This is a genomic window from Labrys sp. ALF-8 (assembly GCF_059699065.1).
On the sequence record NZ_AP048537.1, the window covers coordinates 4,171,215 to 4,188,761 of the forward strand.

Here is a 17,547-nt window from a genome sequence, read left to right on the forward strand (position 1 = left end):
CCAGATGATCGAGCGTCGCTTGTCTCTCGCGGAGACGGTGGGTTTGCCTGTCGTCGGTGCCTTTTCATTACTCGCCATCTGGCAGTGGCTGGTACCTGCACTCGGCGTTCCGGTCTACATCGTCCCAACGCCAACAGCCGTAATGCGCGCATTTGCAACGGAATGGCGCTTTCTGCTGCAGAATGCAGTTCCGACATGGTACGAAGCCATCTTGGGTTTTCTGCTCGGCAATGTTCTCGGCGTACTCATGGCTATCGTTTTCGCCTATTGTTCGCGATTCCGGGCTGCGTATTTTCCGATTGTCCTGTTGTTCAACACCATTCCAGTACTCGCGCTCGCACCGATCATCATTCTCATCTTTGGCCTTGGCATGCTGCCGAAGATCATCATTGCCGCGTTGCTCTGCTTCTTTCCGACATTGGTGAACATGGCGCGAGGGTTGAACCTTGCGACCACCAATGAACTCGAATTGATGCATGTGCTGTCGGCAAGTGGGTGGGAGATGTTCTGGCGCCTGCGTGCTCCGCGCGCGGTACCGCTTTTCTTTGCTTCGCTGCGCATCTCCGCCACCACTTGCGTCATCGGTGCGATCGTCGGCGAATGGATCGGCTCAAACCAGGGCCTTGGCGCGGTCATCATCCAGTCGACATTCAACTATCAGGCTGAGAGGCTCTTCGCCGCAGTGTTGTTGGCTTCGTTGTCGGGCATCACATTCTTCACGATAGTCGCACAACTCGAGCGGTTCTTTCATCGGCTGGAACCGCAGAGACATTAGCTTGATCGGGGCACCGGCAAGGATTTTCGGTCCTTCGAGGTTTGCTGACAGGCCTTCTGACCGATCTTGCGAAACGCTGATCTTCCGGCGTTCGATCGACTTTGCCTATCGGGTCGGACCGCCGGAGAGCCAGAGGCGCGATATTCACGGGGGGAGCTAGCACCAAGCCCGTGGATCGCTGCTGCATGCGGCAAAACGAGTGTGATCACGCCGACATCGATTGCCGGAGGCAATAAGCCCGGTGCCTTGATCGGCGCGAAGACTGCCAAACTTGGTCAACCGCTCACGATCGAGTGCAGAAATCTTGCTTTTTACGAGTTCTCGCTTCAGAAGAGCCAAAGTCACGGCCTTGCATCGAGGTGGGGTCTTGTCGAAGGTGGCCATATCCTCAACGACTGACCGGTGTTTCACCATGGGTGGCTTTAACGTCGGCACTTGGGGCGCAGCGCCCGGCCTCCCGCGACGCTGGAAATTTCAGCTGGCTCGCGACCCCTGCGTCGAGCTTGGACGTGCCAGGAGCCGGAGGCGAGCTTTATAAACACAGCCATTTTCGTGTGCAATCGGTGTGCATTCGGAACGTAAATTAGATCGAGCAGGGCCATACGGCGTACAAATCCGGCGGAGCCCTGGAGATCCGGGAATTTGATGTACAAGAATGAGTGACTATCAAAGACAAAGATTTTCCGTCGCGCCCATGATGGACTGGACGGATCGGCATTGCCGATTCTTTCATCGCATCTTGTCGCGGCATGCGCTGCTCTACACCGAGATGGTGACCACCGGTGCCGTCATCCATGGCGACCGGCAGCGTCTGCTCGGCTTTTCGGGCGAGGAGCATCCGGTGGCGCTGCAGCTTGGGGGTTCCAATCCCGGGGAGCTCGCGAAGGCGGCGCGCATCTGTGCCGATCTCGGCTATGACGAGGTCAACCTCAATGTCGGCTGCCCCTCGGATCGCGTGCAGGATGGCCGTTTCGGTGCCTGCCTGATGGCCGAGCCCGAGCTTGTCGCCGAATGCGTGGCGGCGATGAAGGCGGCCGTGGACCTGCCTGTCACCGTGAAGTGCCGCATCGGCATCGACGAGCAGGATCCCGAGGTGGCGCTCGACGCGATTACGGCAGCCGTTCGTGCCGCAGGCGTCGACGCGCTCGTCGTGCACGCACGCAAGGCTTGGCTCAAGGGGCTCAGCCCCAAGGAGAACCGCGACGTGCCGCCGCTCGACTACGATCGTGTCTATCGCCTGAAGCAGGCCAACCCGGATCTGACCATAGCCATCAACGGCGGCATCAAGGACGTCGGCGCCTGGAGCGCGCATTGCGAGCACCTGGATGGGGTGATGGTCGGGCGTGAAGCCTACCAGAACCCCGAGATCCTGCTTGCCGTGGATCCCGTGCTGTTCGGGGAGACTGCACCGGTTGCCGATGGCTTCGAGGCCATCGAGGCGATGGCGCCCTATATCGAGGCGCGGCTCGCGGAAGGCGTGCGCCTGAGTTCGATCACCCGACACATGATCGGGCTGTTCCCGGGCCGTCCGGGCGCGCGTCTCTATCGCCGGCATCTGGCGACGGAGGCCGTGAAGCAGGGGGCCGGGCTCGATGTCCTGTTCGAGGCCGCTGCGCATGTACGCCGGGCCGTCGAGGCCAAGGCCGCCGCCTGAGGCGCGCCGGCCCGGGCTGCTCGGGCGAGGGAACGATCACATTCTCTCGATCGATGGCGGGCATGGAGGAGCCGTGAAAGCTTCCGCGAGGATGTAGCATTCAGCTACTACCCAAGCAGCGCCAAGTCGCGCTACAACAGCCGGATGGGGAAGCGGCAGCAAGCAGAACCAGTCCGTGGACAAGGACGGCTGCCGCACTCGGGACCACTGGGATCTGGGAGGGTTCGATGGTCGAGATCATATCCAGGCGCGATGGTCCGCGCCCAGAGGATGCGAGGCTGCGACGCCTCCTGAACGACAATCGCGGCACCATCACCCGCCTCGCCGACCATCTGACCAGTGGCCGATACTCGGCCTCCAAGGTCCCGAAGGAGGCTCCGAAGCCCCAGGGGCTCATCATCCACGATCTCGGTTCGAGCCGGCCCGCGGACGAGCCTCGGCCCGTGGTGCGGGTCAGCCTCAACGGGAGGGTGATCCTGGTCGACGAGAACAGCAGCCGGCAGATGCATCACCTTGGCGAACTGCGCTCCCGCCAGGGGCGGGACGTCTTCGTCCTGGCCACCAAGGAGAACGGCTTCTTCGCGCCTCTCGACGACGAGATCGCAAGCACGCTCGGGGAACTCGACGGCTGCTTTCTGGACGGCGACGAGGGGGAGGAAGCACTGGCGGCGGAAATCGGCAGGCGGCTGGGCCTTGAATGAAGCCCGGCTCCGCCCAGGGAATGGAAATCACATTGGCAAGGATGACATTCGAACAAGCGATGTGAAGCACTCATGGCGATAGATGTCGGCTCCGATGGAAAGCAGCTCTTGATCCCGCGCCCGAACGATCAGGGACGGCCCCTGCCGATCGCGGAACTCGATTACGACGAAGGCCGTACGATGAAGGCCTGGGAAAGCCTGCTCTCGGGCCAGACCGGGCTGTCCCGTGATCGCGCGCCCGTCCGCACCCTGATCCAGGACAGCTGGTTGCGATGCACCTCCGGCGGCATCAATGCGCTGCAGAACGAGGCGCCGCTGACGAGCGACAAGGACGAGATAGAAAGGCTCAGCCGTTCAAGCCTGGAACTCGTCCTGGCCGCCCGCCGTTCGTTCCACGCTCTCGGCCAGCTCTTGCAGGGCACGGGCGCCATGCTGGTCCTCGCCAATGAGGACGGCACGCTGATCGAGGCGGCCGGCGACAAGCGCACCCTGCATGACGGCATGGACATCCATCTGGCGGTGGGCGGGACCTGGACGGAAGGCGTTGTCGGCACCAACGGGATCGGAACCGCCTTGTGGACGGGCCAGCCCGTCTTCGTGCACGCGGCGGAGCATTTCTGCGCCGGCATCAAGAGCTGGACCTGTGCGGGAGCGCCCATCCGGGATCCCTTCGACGGCAAGATCATCGGGGTGGTCGATCTCTCGGGGCATCCGGACATCTTCAGGCCCCACAACACCGCTCTCGTCGCGGCTGCTGCTCGGGAGATCGAGAAGGCGCTCGCCGACCAGCAGAGCGAGGAGCGGACCCGCCTCTTGGAGACCTTCATCACTTCCGCGCCCCGCTATCACCGTTCGGACGGGTTGATGATCGTCGACCACCACGGCCGCGTGGTCTACACGGCAAACCTGCCGCAGGTCATCGAGCAGGACCTGCTCGGCCGCCCCAGGCAGGGCCGCCCCCGCCGGCTGACGGATTTGCGCGATCCGCGCGGGCTCGACGAACTGGTGAGTTCGCTGCCGCGGGAGTTCCGTTCCTGCCACATCAATCCGCTCGAACTCGACGGCGACCTTCGCGGGGCGGCGCTGGTGTTCCCGCCCGCGCCGGCGGCACCTGCCCTGGCCACGCGCGATGGCGGCCGCTCCGGACAACTTCGCGAAGCGGCGTCCCTGATCGTCGGAGAGAGCGAGGCCATACGCCGTGCGGTCGACGTCGCCTGCCGGGTATCGCAGTTCGGCGACCTGACGTCCCTCCTGATCGAAGGCGAGACAGGAGTCGGCAAGGAACTCTTCGCAAGGCTCGTGCATGCCGGAAGCTGCTCGGGCCAGCATACGCCCTTCGTCGCCATGAATTGCGGTGCGATCACGCGCGAACTCTTCGGCAGCGAGCTGTTCGGACATGTCGGCGGCGCCTTCACGGGGGCGACTCGCGAAGGCAAGGCAGGTGTTTTCGAGCGGGCGAATGGCGGGGTGCTGAGCCTGGACGAGATCGGCGAGATGCCGCTCGACATCCAGCCCTTCCTGCTGCGGGTGCTCGAGGACAGGGTGGTCAACCGCATCGGCGACAGCCGCGAGCGGCCGGTCGACGTCCGGCTGATCGCCTCCACCAATCGCGACCTGCGGGCCGAGGTTGAGGCCGGCCGCTTCCGCCGGGACCTCTATTACCGGATCGGCGCCGTCACCATCCAGGTGCCGCCGCTGCGCGAACGGGGAGAGGACATCCTGCTGCTTCTCGAGCATTTCAACACGAGACTGGCGAACCGCATCGGTGGCGAGCGGCTCACCTTCGTCAACGAGGTGCTGGACGCCCTTCTGGCCTATGCGTGGCCCGGCAATGTCCGCGAACTCCGCAATCTGGTGGAAAAGCTCCACCTTCTCAGCAATGGGGGCGACGTCACGCTGCGGGATCTCCCGGCGGAGATCGCCCAGGGCGGCAGGCGAGGGGCGGTTGGTCTTCCGTCGCCGCAAAGGGCGGCCGATGGCACTGCCCTCACGCTTGAGGAGGCCGAGGGCGAGGCAATCCGCAGTGTCCTCGCGGCCGAGGGAGGCAATCTCAGCCGCGTGGCGCGCCGGCTCGGCATCTCCCGGCCGACGCTATACCGCAAGCTCGAACAGCACGGCATTCGCCGGGGATTTGTATAGGGCGCCGCAATCCTCTTTCGGCACCGGCACAGCGAAGGGGAAGCACGAGGCTCACCAGGATTCGTGGAATGCTCCGGCCTTTGATCCTCTTCCTCCGCTTCGCTCACCGGGGATGACGGTTCCGCCGCCATCCCCGCGGTCTGAGTCCACCCATCAAGGTCTGCCGAGCAACTCCGATCCGCCACCCAGCGCCGGGCCGGCCGTCGGATCCTCGTCCTCGGCAAGATCGCCCACCAGTGTCTCCGTGGTGAGGATCAGCTTGGCGACGGAAGCGGCGTTCTGCAGCGCGGCGCAGGTGACGCGCACGGGATCGACGATGCCGGCCTCATACATGTTCTGGTAGTCGCCGAGCGCGGCATTGTAGCCGAAGCCTCCGTTGACCGAGCTCACGCGCTCCACCACGGCCTCCGGATCGCCGCCCGCGTTGGTCACGATGCGCCAGAGGGGACGCGTCAGCACGGCCCTGACCAGCCTGACGCCCTCGGCGACGTCGCCCTTGCTGGCGGCCAGCACGGGATCGAGCACCGGCCCGATCTGCGCGAGAGCAGTGCCGCCGCCGGCAACGACGCCTTCCTCGACAGCCGCACGTACCGCCGCCAGCGAGTCCTCGATCAACTGGATCGTGCGCTTCTGCTCGACGGGCGTGACGCCTCCGGCATAGAGCACCGCCGTGCCGCCCGAGAGCTTCGCCAGGCGTTCCCGCAGCTTGTCCTGCTCGATATTGGGCGGGGCGTTGTCGTATTGGCGCTGCACCTGCACGCGACGGGCCGCGATCGCCGCCTTGTCGCCTCCGCCATGGATCACCGTAGTATGGGTGGCGTTGGTGCGCACCCGCTCGGCGCTGCCGAGATCTTCCTTGGTGATGTCTTCCAGCCTGCCGCCGAGGTCGCGTGCTATCACCCGCCCGCCGGTGAGGATGGCGAGGTCCTCGAGGAGCGCCTTGCGCCAATGGCCGTACTCCGGCGGATGAACCACGAGGTACCTGCCCGGTCCGCTCTTGCCGAGCAGCGTCACGACGACCTCGGGCGAGACCTCCTCGGCAACGATGAGCAGGGGGCGCCCGGCCTTGTCGGCGATGGCGCGTGCCGCGTCGAGCGAGGCGGGGTCCTTGATCTTGAGGTCGGTCATCAGGATCAGCGGACGTTCGAGAACCGCCTCCATCTTCTCCTGGTCGGTGACCATGTGGTGGGACAGGTATCCCCGGTCGAAGGACATGCCCTCGACCACGTCGAGCGTGGTCTGTGTCGTCACGCTGAAGTCGGTGGTGATCACGCCGTCCTCGCCGACGCGCTCGAAGGCGTCGGCCACGAGCTTGCCGAGGGCAGGATCGGTGGCCGCAATGTTGGCCACAGCGGCGAGGGTACCGTTGCCTTTGACGGGCTTGGCCGATTTGCGCAGCGAGGTGATCACCGCGTCCACGGCGAGATCGATGCCCTTGACGAGATCGACCGATTTCGCGCCGCGTTCATTGGCCTCTATGCCCTTCTGCACGAGGGCGTTGGCCAGCACGATGGCGGTGGTCGTGCCATCGCCCGCCACCTCGTTGGTCTGCATCGAGACTTCGCGCACCACCTGGGCGCCCATGTTCTCGAAGCGGTCATGCAGCTCGATCTCGGAGGCGATGCTGACGCCGTCTCGCGTCACGATCGGCGTACCGATCGGACGGTCGATCATGGCGTTCATCCCCCTGGGGCCGAGGGTGGGCTCGACGGCCGCCGCGAGCTGCGCCACGCCGCGGGCAAGCGCGCGCCGGGCATGGGAATTGTGGATGATCAATTTGGGCATGAATCCTCCTTCCGCCTTTTGCCGGCGGTCATTTGCTGTCGCCGAACGGCGCTTCAGCCGACAGGCGTCGACGTAGCGGGGTCGGCGGCGGGGCTCGGTACGCGGTTCAAGATGAAGTCGACGAGGGTCGGCTCCCCGCCGACATACTCTGCCTGCTTGTAACGGGTGGTCTTCAGTCCACGGCATAGCGCGCCGTTGAACTCCATGTTGATGCGGATGCTCCTGAGTTCGCCCAGATGGGCTTCCAGGCCGTCGATGCCGATGGGCTCGCCTTCCCATGTCTGGAAAGCACGGTCCTTCAGCGTCATAGCGGGCCTGCGCTGCAGCAGGGCTTCGCGATAGCGCCGCTGCCGGAACTGCGCTTCCGGCTCGGGAAAGTGTCGAGCCTCGTAGCCGGCGAGCGAGAGGCGCACGATGGCCTCGTCCGCCAGGCCCGCCTGCCTGAGGTCGAGGATCGCCCCTTCCTGCCGCCGCTTGTAGGCCTTGGCGTGGAAGGTCTCGCGCAAGGCCCGCACGTCGCAATCGCCGGAGAGATCGCCGAAGATCTGGCCGAAGCTCCTGCCGGCCGCGACGCCGGCGTTCACTTCGTCCGCGAACATGTGATCCTGCAGCCGCACCTCGTAGGCGGGGCGCCAGGACAAGCCGTCGAGAGCCTCGCGCACGCCATCCAGCATCAGGAAGGCGAAGTTCGGCGAGCACCAGTAGGTAGGCAGGCGGAAGTCGACGAGAACGCGTCCGTCATCGGCGACTTCCGCCCGCTCGACGAAACCCATGTCGGTGATGGGTTCGTCAAGCTCGGGATCATCGACCTCCGCGAGCCGCCGCCAGAGCTCTTCCTGGCGGCGGGATTCGGATGGAAGGAGGGCCATGGCCCTCACTCCGCCGCGATGTTGAAGGGCGTGCTGGCGAGAGCCACCTTCTTCGCTTCGATGTCGATGTCGTAGAGGCGGGCGGCATTGAGACCGAGGATCTTCTCCTTGATCTCGGGTGTCAGGTCGACGCCGCGCTCCTTCTTGATGTCTTCGGGCAGCTCGAAGGCCCAGAACTTCTCGATGAGCCAGCGGGGCGTCCAGATGGCATAGTCGGAACCGAACAGGATCTTCTCCTGGCCGACCCAGAACAGAAGTTCCGCGATGACCTCGGCGAAGTAGCGCGGGCGGGAGTGGATGAAGGGCAGGGCGACGGCCAAGCCGCCATAGACATTGGTTTCCTGCACGGCGATCCAGCAGAAATCATCGAGGCGCGGCAGGCCGCAATGCTCGACGATCCAATTGAGGCCCTGGAAGTCGGTGGCTGCATAATCGACGTCGTCGACGTTGAAGGCATCCTTGCTGAGGGGGATGATGGTCGGCCCCTTGTGGACATGGATGTTGCGGATGCCGAGTTTCTCGCACAGCTCGAAGCACCTGTACGCGTCGGGATCGTTCAGCTTCCAGCCCTTGGAGGCCCCGTTCCACTCGGCCGTGTACATCTTCACGCCCTTGATGTCGTAGGTCTCCTTCATGAAGTGGATGTATTCGAGCGCCTTCTCGCCATCGCGCGGATCGAAGGAGCCATTGACGATGAAGCGCTCGGGATAGCGCTTGGCCACTTCGGCATTGCGTTCGATCGTGTTGAAGCCGTTCTTGTAGAAGTCCTTCAGATAGGTCGACTGCACGATGGCGACGTCATCGGGGCCTTCGATGAACAGATCGCGATAAAGGTCGTCGGCGCTGTACTTCTCGAACTTGTCCTTCGGCCACAGCTGCTCCTTGGGGCTCAGCGCGGTGTGGTAGGCATAGAAGCACTCGACGAACTGCTTGCCATGGATGTTGCGCTGGTTCGCAGGGCTGCCGTCCCAGAAATGGGTGTGGCCGTCGACGACGAAGATTTCCTTACCCTCAGGCGTAATATACATGTTCTCCTCCTTTGATGAATTTTCATAAGTAGCTGAAGAAATTGGCCTATTGTTCTATCTCCGTTGCTTCGGAACCTAGGCCGGCGAGGTGATTTCCAACTTTGTGGCGCGGGTATCCGGGAGCTTGTCCCCCCGGCCGTGCCGGGCGGTTGCGAGGGGGCAGGAGGTACATCTGCCGGCCGCTGTTCCCGCACACGCATGCCCGCCGGCGGCAACCCGCCGAGCGGCGTCGGCCCCGGTCCATGTTCCGACGCGGCCGGCGTTCGCGTCGAATGACGGCCACTCCTTGGCTTCCGGGGGGAGCTGCCGTTCCTCGGAGTATGGGGCGGCTGGTGCCTCGAACATGGTCTCTCCTCCGATCGTCGGGCGGGTGGGGCGAACGTTCAGGTCGTGATCGCGACCTTCAGGACACCGTCCCGCTGGTTTGCGAAGAGGTCGTAGGCGTCCTCGATCTGGTCGAGCTTGAAGCGATGGGTGACCAGGCCGCCGAGATCCGCCCGTCCGCTCCTGATCACGTCGAGCATCCGGCGCATCCGCTCCTTGCCTCCCGGGCAGAGCGAGGTGCGGATCGATTTCTCGCCCAGGCCGGCCGCAAAGGCATCGAGCGGTATTTTCAGATCGGACGAATACACGCCCAGGCTTGAAAGCACGCCGCCTGGCCTGAGGACCCGCAACGCCGCTTCAAAGGTGGCCTGCGTCCCGAGGGCCTCGATCGCCACGTCCACACCGCGGCCGTCGGTGAGGCGCATCACGGCCTCGACGGGATTCTCCTTCTTGAAATCCACCACGAAGTCGGCCCCCAGGCGCTTGGCCATGCTGAGCCGCGCAGGCACCGTGTCGATGGCTATGATCGTCGTCGCGCCCATCAGCTTCGCGCCGGCCGTGGCGCACAGGCCGATAGGCCCCTGCGCAAAAACGGCGACGACATCGCCGATCCTGATGCCGCCGGTCTCGGCGCCGGCGAAACCGGTCGACATGATGTCCGGACACATCAGGACCTGTTCGTCCGTCACTTCGTCCGGAACAGGCGCCAGGTTCGCCATGGCGTCCGGTACGCGCACATATTCCGCCTGGCATCCGTCGATTGTGTTGCCGAACTTCCAGCCGCCGATGGCCTTCCATCCGTGCTTGGTACCGGCACCGTCCTGCGATCCGCAGCCGCAAAGGCAGGCATGGCTCCAACCCGACGGCGTGATGGCGCCGGCGATGACGCGTTGGCCTTCGCTGAACCCCTGCACGGACGATCCGAGCTTTTCGATCACGCCCACCGGCTCATGGCCGATCGTCAGGCCCTTCGCCACGGGATACTCGCCCTTGAGGATGTGGACGTCCGTTCCGCAGATCGTCGTCGTCGTGACGCGGATCAGGGCGTCGGACGGACCGATCTCGGGAATCGGCTTTTCGTCGAGGACGATCCGCCCCTTTTCGACGAAGATCGCTGCCTTCATTTTCCTTGGCATGTCATCACTGCTCTATTTCGGCATGGACGGTTGAGCCGGCGGTGCGCAGGTGCGCACCGCCAGTTCGCGCTATCGGGTTCAGATGTATTCGAAGACCTCGTCCATATTGCCGAAGAGGATCACCGTATTGTCATCGACACGAACCATGCGCCCATAGTGGGTGGACGTATTGACCTCGAAGATCTCCGCGGTCATCTCGCGCCCGAGATATTCGCTGATCTCATCCATCTTGAAGATCAACTTACCGTTGCCGTCGATGCGGATCAGGGCAGGCTGGTAGGTGATGGTCACGTCGGGTTTCGTGCTCATGAACTCGGCGATGGCGCGGGCCTCGACCGAGTCGTTCATGGTGACCCCGCACTGGTGCGATATGGTCTGCTCGAAGGTGATGTCCTTCATCGACTTGAAGATGTTGCCGTGCGAGGCATCGCGGGCCGTAAGTGACATGTGCGTCTCTCCCTTGTGTTTGCCGTCGGTCAGTTCGCGAGGCCGAGCTCGCCCAGGATCTGGCCAAGCCGCTCGTGCGAGCTGGCGCGCACGTCGTCGAAGGAGACGGGCTTGGAGTGGGGCATGGACCAGATCGGCTGCAGGCCCTGCGCGGCCTTGTCGGCGAGGGCGCGATGCTTCTTCAGCCAGCCCCGGAAGAGCTGCTGGTTGGCATCGCCATATTTCTCGTCATGGGCCAGCAGGTAGATGAGGTCGATGGTGTTGGCGAGGTTGCGCTCGTAGTCCGCCTCCGCCGCCGAGATCACCGCCGGGGTGATGAAGTCGTGGTTGGCCGCCGCCACCTGCATGAGGAAGCCCGAGCGGAAGAGTTCGCCGACCAGAGGCTCGAACACGATGTTGATGGCGAAGTACTGTTCGAGATAGTCCGCCGTTCCCATGATGGTTTCGATGGCTTCGCGGGTGCCCTGCCACACCGGATCTTCGAGCCAGGTCTTCTTGCCGAGCTCGTCGTTCCAGCCGGGAATATCCATGCCGATTTCGGCGAGGTAGAGGGTGATGTCCTGCGAGAGGCGCAGCTTGTAGGAGGAGTTGGTCAGCGTGGCGTTGTTGATCATCTGGGTGTAGCCGTAGCGCTGGGCCTGCATCAGCGAGGTACCCAGCCCGAACTCGGCGTGTTTCCAGGCTCCCAGATGATGCTGCAGGATGCTGACCCAAACCTTGTCGAAGGTCTTGGGAGCGCCGGCCTTGCGGCCATTGGCGATGACGCTCTGCACCATCGTCTCGATCTTGGACTGGCGCTGGTAGTGGGTGCGTTCCCACTCCTGGTCGGGAGCGCGGAAAGCGTGCCAGTTGGAGCTCCTTGCGGCGGTGTTGTCCTTGACGTAGGCGCCGCGGCCGTCCGAGAAGTTGATGATCCAGTTCTGGATCAGATAGCGCTCGGGATCGGGCTGGACGTCGACCGTCACGTCCTCGTAATGCGTGGCGCGCTGGCCCTTCGGATCGTAATAGCGATATTTGCGGCTATCGGAGTCGGCGAAGATGGCGGCGCCGGCGGCGCCCGATCCGACTGAACTGGATACTGCAGGCATGGTGTTCACTCCCTTGCTGTGGTGCGCTGGTTCGGCCTCCTCGAGGCGGCCTGGGTCTTGGTTGTCGCGCCGCGCTGCGGCGCGATGGTCTAGTGGCCGGGCGAACTGGCGCCCGACGAAGTGGTGAAACGATCGAAGAAGACATGCTCGGGCTCGTAGCCGTTCATGAACAGCACGGGCTGCAAGGCATCGATCATCGGCGGCGGGCCGCAGGCGTACACGTCTCCGTGCCCGTCGAAGGCCATTTCCTTGAGCTTGGCGTCGACGCGCTCATGCACGAAGCCGCGCTCTCCCTCCCAGTCTCCGTCATCGCCGGCATGCGAGAGCACCGGGATGAAGCTCACCTCCGGATGGCGCTCCACGAGTGCGGCGATGCGATCGAGATGAAAGAGGTCGTCCTTGGTGCGCGCGCCGTAGAAGAAATAGACCGGCCGCTGCTCTCCGCTCGCCAGGTGGTCGTTGAGGATCGACCAGACCGGCGACATGCCCGAGCCTGCACCGACCAGGATCAGGGGTCCTTCGCGCTCTTCCCGTCTGAAACAGGTTCCGTAGGGGCCGGTGACGGTGACTTCGCCGCCGACCTGGATTCCTCCGGCATCGAGCTCTCCGGAGAACTTTCCCTGTGGGTATTTCTTGATGATGAATGAGAGTTTCTGGGTTTCGTCCGGCGTATTTGCCATGGAAAACGAGCGCGTAAGCGTCTCCCCTTTTTCCGTGGTGACTGTGATGTCGACATATTGGCCGGCCCAGAATTTCATCGGGGAACTGAGCGTGATCTCGATGCCGCGAATATCATGGGTGAGGCGTTCGATTTTCTCGATGCTTCCACGATAAGTCTTCACGGCAATCGATTTGGACAGGACTTCCTCGTCGTAGTTGAGGAGTTCGACTTCCATGTCCGAGTATGCGATCGAACGGCACAGAAGGATGTGGCCGCTATCCTTCTCCATGTCGTTCAACGCGAAGGTCGAGTACTTCAGCATGTCGACTTCGCCGTCGAGCAGGACGCATTTGCAGGCCGAGCATTGCCCTTCCTTGCAGCCGTGCGGCAACGCGATGCCTTGACGAAAGGCGGCGTTCAGCACGGTCTCGCCGTCCTCAACTTCGAATTCGACGCCGACGGGTTCCAGGCGCACAGTGTGGGCCGCGCTCATCGGTCCTTCCTCCAAGACTGTCCCTTGCCCCCTCCCGATGAAGGGAAGGGGCGCGATCCGTCCGGTCGCGGGGGCCGCTGGGCGGCATCCGCGAATCGGCGGGTTCAGTGGCAGGGGTTGATGGTGAAGCCGGCGCGATACTCGGCCAGATGCTTCTCGCGATCGGCCGGAGACATCTCGCGCAGCAGCGTCAGCGGCGACAGGATGGTGTGGCCCTTGACGTCGTCCAGGGTCCACATTTCCTTGGGATCGAAGCGCAGATGCGGCTGCGGGATCAAGGTCTTGCCGTCCGAACGCACGAAGTTGAGATCCTTCATGGCGTCGGCGAGATCCCAGCCGTGATACAGCGTCTCCCATTCGCGCTTGCCGCTGAAGCGGCCCATCGCCGGGGTCGGACGCCCCTGATACTCGTCGGAGAAGGCCTCCACGGCCGTCCAACGGTCGAGTTCATGGGCGAAGGTATGCAGCTTGCCGTCGATCTCGTCGACGACGATGTCCTCGCGGATCAGGCAGGGGACCAGGCAGCTCCAGCAGCGATGCGGATAGACGTAACCAACCTGCTCGTTGAAGGTGAGGATCTTCTCGCCGCGGTGGCTGAGCTTGTCGTGCCACTTCCAGAATTCGCCGAACTGGGCATACCAGCCCGGATACTTGTGCTCGAACCACTCGAAGTCCTTGTCCGTCTGGGCCTCGATGCGCCAGAAGTTGAGCGGCCAGCCGACGGTGAAGAACTGCGCCACCTTGTGGACGTAGAACTTCTCGGTGATGCGCTTCCAGGCTTCCTGGACGTCGTCGTGATGGATCTTGATGCCGTATTTCTCGAGCGGTAGCATGTAGGTGCGATAGTAGTCCTCGAAGATCCAGCGATGCCACATCTCCGCGTAGGACTCCTTGTTCTTGTCGCGGTTCGTGGTGCCATATTCGATGAAGGTGCCGATGGCGGCATCAACGATGGCATGGTTCTGCCAGAAGGCGTAGCGCAGGTCGCGCTCGAGCAGCAGGTGGTTTTCCGGCTCCTTGAGGGCGGCCATGAGCAGCGAGTGGCCGTTGCCGATATGGCGGCTCTCGTCGGACTGCACAGAGAGGAAGACGGTCGGCAGCGCGTAGTCGCCGTTGCGGGCGGCTTCCGAAGGCATCGCGACGAACAGCGTATTGGTGAAGGCTGTCTCGGCCACGACCGTGAGGTACATGCAGGCGGCGGTCATTGTATCGCCGGTGATGAAACCCTCGCCGAACTGGCGGCCGATGGTGGTGGCATAGCACTTGCCGAAGGCTTCCTCTGTAATGTCGAAGCCGGCCGGGTCGATATAGTTCTCCATGTACCACTTCTTCAGGTTCATCTGAATCGTGGAATGGCGGAACTCGTCGACCATCTGCATGGTGAAGCCGGTGCGCAGGTCTTCGCCGGGGGCGAGACGGGCCACCATGGCCATGGAGCGGGCGGCCGAGATTTCAGGGAAGGGGATGATGGCCAGGAACAGCTTCATCCACTCGACCCAGCGCGGCTCGACATTGCGGAACATGTCGCCGCGAAGGGCCGCGTCGAGCGCGCCGTAGACACGGTTGTCCTTTTCCTCCTGCATGGGGAAATAGGACCGCAGCACCTGCTTCATCGGATCGCGCGGTGCCTTGCTGATCTTGTAGTCCGTCGGGAAGGTCATGGCCTCCTGGACGTAAGTGGGATTCCAGCCAAGATCGGCTATCTTCTTGGTTGCCTCGCCGACGGATATGCCGCGCTGCGAGGTGATCTTGTTGAGCGTCAAAGACGTCATAGCAATAAGCCTCCACCAGATTGCGCCGGCCGCCCCAATGGCGCCGGCGGGGAGCGGCCGAAAGAGCCGCTGTAAGGAGTGCGGACGAAGGGCCGGGCGGAGTGCTGTGCACACCGGGCCAGGCAGTCGCCCAAGTGGATCGCGGCAAAGGTTCTGGGGAATCGGCCGGAGTTCTCAGGGCGTCCCACGGTGCTAGGGCGCAGCAAGGTTCCCAACCGGATTTCCTCCATTCCTTCGTTCTTCTGGCATCGCTCAACAAAGGCGATGGGCTTCTTATGTCCACCGGTGGAGCAAGGAGCGTGCCAAGTTCTGAATGCTTCTAAAGCGGGCAGTTGAGATGGTATGTGCAGTGCGTAAATCGGTTTCCGTAGAAATGGCATTGTAAAGATATGTTACAGTTGTAAAATCCAAGTGTAATATTTACATTGTATTTCGCGACTGCAGCATTATATTGTGCATTTGCGATATAAATTCCTATCGACATTTGTGTTTGCGTCTATATTTTGAGAATAACGGTGTTTATTGGATTTTGATTTACGGGATCGTTGCGATGTCTCGCACCAACGCCCCATCACCGGACTTCGAACCGCCACGTGGTGACGTCTCGACTGAACTTCTGGGCCTGATGTCCCGCGACCTGATTTTCTCGATGAAGTTCCTCGGCGAGAGCCAGTTCCGCCTGCAGCGCCATTTCCAGGACTTCATGATCGCGGAGCTCGCGGCGAAGGGGGTGACGCAGGACACCCATCCCCTGATCCACGTCTTCGTGGAGAGGCATGCCATTCTGTTGCGCGACTTCGTCTTCTCGGGCGTCGCCTTGTCGCGACAGTTCCGTATCGAGGATGTCGAGCGCCTGATCGGCGACAGTTCCTCGCTGTTGCGCGTCGATATCTGGGATCAGCTGCGAAGCCATGTGCAGATGGCCGAGCGGCAGTTCATGGCGCAGCTGCCGAACCTGCCGGCCATGCTCGCCGGCCTCGAGGATCCTTCGAGCGGCGGCGGGACGGGGGAGGAGGCGGTATGAGCGAGCAGGATCTCCATCGCGCCGATCTGCTGACCAGGCGGCTCGCCGCCGTCGGCGAGGCGGCAACCCTCAACGCCCGGATCCTGAAGTCGACGCAGCAGCTCGCGGGCGTGGAGATGGAAATGCTGCGCATCGAGCTGGAGCTGCAGCGCCGCCCTTCGGACGCGGACCTCGCCGATGCCCTTGAGACGGCCCGTGATCAGTTCGCCGCGGCCCAGCAGAACCAGAATGAATGTGCCGGCCTTCTTGAAGATTGCGAGCAGGAGATCGCCGAAATCGATCGGCAGCTCGCGATTGCGATGGCCGGCCTCGCGGGAGGCAAACGATGAACGAACATAGCAGACCCGGCCTCGGCCTCTTCGAACTCCTTGGACGAACCTGGCAGCGCCCGGCCGCGATCACGGATATTCGATTCAGCCCGGATCTTTCCACGGTGGCCTTCGCAGCCGCGGACGGGTCCGTCGCCCTCGGCCCGGTGGCGGAAGCCGAGACGCCCGAGAGCCGAATTCGCATCAGCGGCGATCTCGGCCAGATGCGGATCCTCCCGCGCAGCAAGCCGCCGATGCCCCTCATCGGCACCGCCGGGCAATCGGGCGGCGCCGTGCCGCTGGCACCCTACGTCGCGGCATCCTTCATCATCGGTACCGAAGCAGGCGAGGTGAAGCGCCTCAGCGCGCAGGGCGAGGCCGGAGATACCCTGTTCAATGTCGGCGGAAGGGTGATTTCGCTCGACCACCGGGGCACGCTCGCGGGCCTCACCGTGGCTACGGATGGCGAGCACCTCTATGTCGCGCGCGGACGCGAGGCCGTGGCGAAGAGCCGTTTCGAGGACGGGGATGCCATCGACGCCCTCGCCATTTCTCCCGATTCAACGCACATTGCCGGCCTGTGCGGCCAGGAGCTCGCGATCTGGACGCTGGAAGGCGCCTCGTTCGCTCTGCGGGTGACGGCCCTGCCGGCACCCCCCATCTCGCTGTGCTGGAATGAGAGCGGCAGCCACGTCGCCTGCGGACTCGCGACCGGCGGCTTCAGCCTGATCGGCGCGGCGCGCGGCAGCACCCACACGGTGATGAATTTTCCCAAGCCCGTCGGCAGTCTTTCATGGAGCGTCCCGGTCAACGCACTCATCGCGTCTGGCGCCTATCGCATCGCCGCGTGGCTGCTCCAGGACGGCATGGCAGGCGAGGCGATTGCCACGGGACGTCCCGGACTCGTGGCGGTCGACGTCGTGGCCGCCCATCCGCGTCGGGATCTCGTGGCGGCGGCCTACGCAAACGGCCAGATCGTCGTCGCCCAGTTGCGCAGCGAGGATGAACTCGTCGTCAGGGTCGCAGGCGCACCGGTGACGGCCTTGGCCTGGACCGGTGACGGCCGGCACCTTGCGGTCGGCGACAGTGAGGGCAGCGCCGCGCTCCTCACCTTTCCGCCCCAGCTTTTCAAGTGAATTCCAGGGAGATCGACATGACCGAACAGAAACTGTCAGAAGAGCAGAGCAAGGATCTCTTCTTCAAGGAACTCGAGGCCATTGCGCAGCGGATGATCGAGCGCCACGGCAAGGATTTCGCCATGGGCGCGCTGGTCCTCGCGGCCCGCTGGATCGCCGAGGACCGCATGAAGAAGCCGGAGCAGGTGAATTGAAGCAGGGGAATGA

At 63.4% G+C, this 17,547-nt stretch carries 16 protein-coding genes; 8 read left to right on the forward strand and 8 right to left on the reverse strand.

Annotated elements, in window-relative coordinates; translation table 11 throughout:
* The first annotated feature begins 4 nt into the window (after positions 1–4).
* The 4 genes from AC6H34_RS19075 (at position 5) to AC6H34_RS19090 (ending at position 5,269) form a co-directional block, all read left to right on the forward strand.
* Entirely contained in the window at positions 5–775 is a 771-nt protein-coding gene (locus AC6H34_RS19075) for an ABC transporter permease (RefSeq protein ID WP_448148346.1), read from the forward strand.
* 655 nt (positions 776–1,430) lie between these two features.
* Positions 1,431–2,429 carry a tRNA dihydrouridine(20/20a) synthase DusA gene (gene dusA, locus AC6H34_RS19080; protein ID WP_497539760.1) on the forward strand — a complete coding sequence of 333 codons (999 nt, stop codon included), beginning with the start codon at positions 1,431–1,433 and terminating at the stop codon, positions 2,427–2,429.
* 227 nt (positions 2,430–2,656) lie between these two features.
* Positions 2,657–3,130: a hypothetical protein gene (locus AC6H34_RS19085; protein ID WP_497539761.1), complete on the forward strand. Its 474-nt coding sequence runs from the start codon at positions 2,657–2,659 to the stop codon at positions 3,128–3,130.
* 72 nt (positions 3,131–3,202) lie between these two features.
* On the forward strand, positions 3,203–5,269 hold the full coding sequence (locus tag AC6H34_RS19090) for a sigma-54-dependent Fis family transcriptional regulator (protein WP_497539762.1): 2,067 nt from the start codon (positions 3,203–3,205) through the stop codon (positions 5,267–5,269).
* 153 nt (positions 5,270–5,422) lie between these two features.
* Here the strand turns inward: AC6H34_RS19090 and AC6H34_RS19095 are convergent, their stop codons facing one another.
* The 8 genes from AC6H34_RS19095 to AC6H34_RS19130 all read right to left on the reverse strand — a co-directional run bounded on the left by AC6H34_RS19095 (position 5,423) and on the right by AC6H34_RS19130 (position 14,872).
* On the reverse strand, positions 5,423–7,054 hold the full coding sequence (locus AC6H34_RS19095; RefSeq protein ID WP_497539763.1) for a molecular chaperone GroEL: 1,632 nt from the start codon (positions 7,052–7,054) through the stop codon (positions 5,423–5,425).
* A gap of 53 nt (positions 7,055–7,107) precedes the next feature.
* Positions 7,108–7,923 (reverse strand): iron-sulfur cluster assembly protein, encoded by an 816-nt coding sequence (locus tag AC6H34_RS19100; protein WP_497539764.1) that lies wholly within the window; start codon positions 7,921–7,923, stop codon positions 7,108–7,110.
* A 5-nt stretch (positions 7,924–7,928) separates the two neighbouring features.
* Entirely contained in the window at positions 7,929–8,951 is a 1,023-nt protein-coding gene (locus AC6H34_RS19105; protein WP_497539765.1) for an amidohydrolase family protein, read from the reverse strand.
* A gap of 383 nt (positions 8,952–9,334) precedes the next feature.
* Positions 9,335–10,411, reverse strand: a complete 1,077-nt coding sequence (locus AC6H34_RS19110) for an NAD(P)-dependent alcohol dehydrogenase (RefSeq protein ID WP_448148339.1) — start codon at positions 10,409–10,411, stop codon at positions 9,335–9,337.
* A gap of 78 nt (positions 10,412–10,489) precedes the next feature.
* The gene (locus AC6H34_RS19115) at positions 10,490–10,858 is read right to left on the reverse strand and encodes an MmoB/DmpM family protein (RefSeq protein WP_448148338.1); all 369 of its coding nucleotides are present in this window, start codon (positions 10,856–10,858) and stop codon (positions 10,490–10,492) included.
* Positions 10,859–10,887: 29 nt separating this feature from the next.
* On the reverse strand, positions 10,888–11,946 hold the full coding sequence (locus AC6H34_RS19120) for an aromatic/alkene monooxygenase hydroxylase subunit beta (protein WP_497539766.1): 1,059 nt from the start codon (positions 11,944–11,946) through the stop codon (positions 10,888–10,890).
* A gap of 89 nt (positions 11,947–12,035) precedes the next feature.
* Positions 12,036–13,100, reverse strand: a complete 1,065-nt coding sequence (locus tag AC6H34_RS19125) for an NADH:ubiquinone reductase (Na(+)-transporting) subunit F (RefSeq protein WP_497539767.1) — start codon at positions 13,098–13,100, stop codon at positions 12,036–12,038.
* Between the two features lie 104 nt (positions 13,101–13,204).
* Positions 13,205–14,872 carry an aromatic/alkene/methane monooxygenase hydroxylase/oxygenase subunit alpha gene (locus tag AC6H34_RS19130; protein ID WP_448148335.1) on the reverse strand — a complete coding sequence of 556 codons (1,668 nt, stop codon included), beginning with the start codon at positions 14,870–14,872 and terminating at the stop codon, positions 13,205–13,207.
* A 550-nt stretch (positions 14,873–15,422) separates the two neighbouring features.
* On the opposite strand from AC6H34_RS19130, the gene AC6H34_RS19135 reads away from it, so the two are divergent.
* Genes AC6H34_RS19135 through AC6H34_RS19150 form a run of 4 tightly spaced genes read left to right on the forward strand, consistent with a single transcriptional unit; the run spans position 15,423 to position 17,534 of the window.
* On the forward strand, positions 15,423–15,896 hold the full coding sequence (locus AC6H34_RS19135) for a hypothetical protein (protein ID WP_448148334.1): 474 nt from the start codon (positions 15,423–15,425) through the stop codon (positions 15,894–15,896).
* Positions 15,893–16,225, forward strand: coding sequence for a hypothetical protein (locus tag AC6H34_RS19140; RefSeq protein ID WP_448148333.1), 333 nt, complete (start codon positions 15,893–15,895; stop codon positions 16,223–16,225). The genes AC6H34_RS19135 and AC6H34_RS19140 overlap by 4 nt, the downstream gene beginning before the upstream one ends.
* A complete protein-coding gene (locus tag AC6H34_RS19145) occupies positions 16,222–17,340 on the forward strand; it encodes a WD40 repeat domain-containing protein (protein WP_448148332.1) in 1,119 nt (372 codons plus the stop codon). The genes AC6H34_RS19140 and AC6H34_RS19145 overlap by 4 nt, the downstream gene beginning before the upstream one ends.
* 17 nt (positions 17,341–17,357) lie before the next feature.
* The gene (locus AC6H34_RS19150) at positions 17,358–17,534 is read left to right on the forward strand and encodes a hypothetical protein (protein ID WP_448148331.1); all 177 of its coding nucleotides are present in this window, start codon (positions 17,358–17,360) and stop codon (positions 17,532–17,534) included.
* Positions 17,535–17,547 lie beyond the last annotated feature (13 nt).

Bases quoted from the DNA above. Each gene is read 5' to 3' on its own strand.
- AC6H34_RS19075 (WP_448148346.1), top strand. From the start codon at position 5: ATGATCGAGCGTCGCTTGTCTCTCGCGGAGACGGTGGGTTTGCCTGTC.
- AC6H34_RS19120 (WP_497539766.1), bottom strand. From the start codon at position 11,946: ATGCCTGCAGTATCCAGTTCAGTCGGATCGGGCGCCGCCGGCGCCGCC.
- AC6H34_RS19100 (WP_497539764.1), bottom strand. From the start codon at position 7,923: ATGGCCCTCCTTCCATCCGAATCCCGCCGCCAGGAAGAGCTCTGGCGG.
- AC6H34_RS19090 (WP_497539762.1), top strand. From the start codon at position 3,203: ATGGCGATAGATGTCGGCTCCGATGGAAAGCAGCTCTTGATCCCGCGC.
- AC6H34_RS19150 (WP_448148331.1), top strand. From the start codon at position 17,358: ATGACCGAACAGAAACTGTCAGAAGAGCAGAGCAAGGATCTCTTCTTC.
- AC6H34_RS19140 (WP_448148333.1), top strand. From the start codon at position 15,893: ATGAGCGAGCAGGATCTCCATCGCGCCGATCTGCTGACCAGGCGGCTC.
- AC6H34_RS19135 (WP_448148334.1), top strand. From the start codon at position 15,423: ATGTCTCGCACCAACGCCCCATCACCGGACTTCGAACCGCCACGTGGT.
- AC6H34_RS19130 (WP_448148335.1), bottom strand. From the start codon at position 14,872: ATGACGTCTTTGACGCTCAACAAGATCACCTCGCAGCGCGGCATATCC.
- AC6H34_RS19145 (WP_448148332.1), top strand. From the start codon at position 16,222: ATGAACGAACATAGCAGACCCGGCCTCGGCCTCTTCGAACTCCTTGGA.
- dusA (WP_497539760.1), top strand. From the start codon at position 1,431: ATGAGTGACTATCAAAGACAAAGATTTTCCGTCGCGCCCATGATGGAC.
- AC6H34_RS19125 (WP_497539767.1), bottom strand. From the start codon at position 13,100: ATGAGCGCGGCCCACACTGTGCGCCTGGAACCCGTCGGCGTCGAATTC.
- AC6H34_RS19115 (WP_448148338.1), bottom strand. From the start codon at position 10,858: ATGTCACTTACGGCCCGCGATGCCTCGCACGGCAACATCTTCAAGTCG.
- AC6H34_RS19105 (WP_497539765.1), bottom strand. From the start codon at position 8,951: ATGTATATTACGCCTGAGGGTAAGGAAATCTTCGTCGTCGACGGCCAC.
- AC6H34_RS19085 (WP_497539761.1), top strand. From the start codon at position 2,657: ATGGTCGAGATCATATCCAGGCGCGATGGTCCGCGCCCAGAGGATGCG.
- AC6H34_RS19095 (WP_497539763.1), bottom strand. From the start codon at position 7,054: ATGCCCAAATTGATCATCCACAATTCCCATGCCCGGCGCGCGCTTGCC.
- AC6H34_RS19110 (WP_448148339.1), bottom strand. From the start codon at position 10,411: ATGCCAAGGAAAATGAAGGCAGCGATCTTCGTCGAAAAGGGGCGGATC.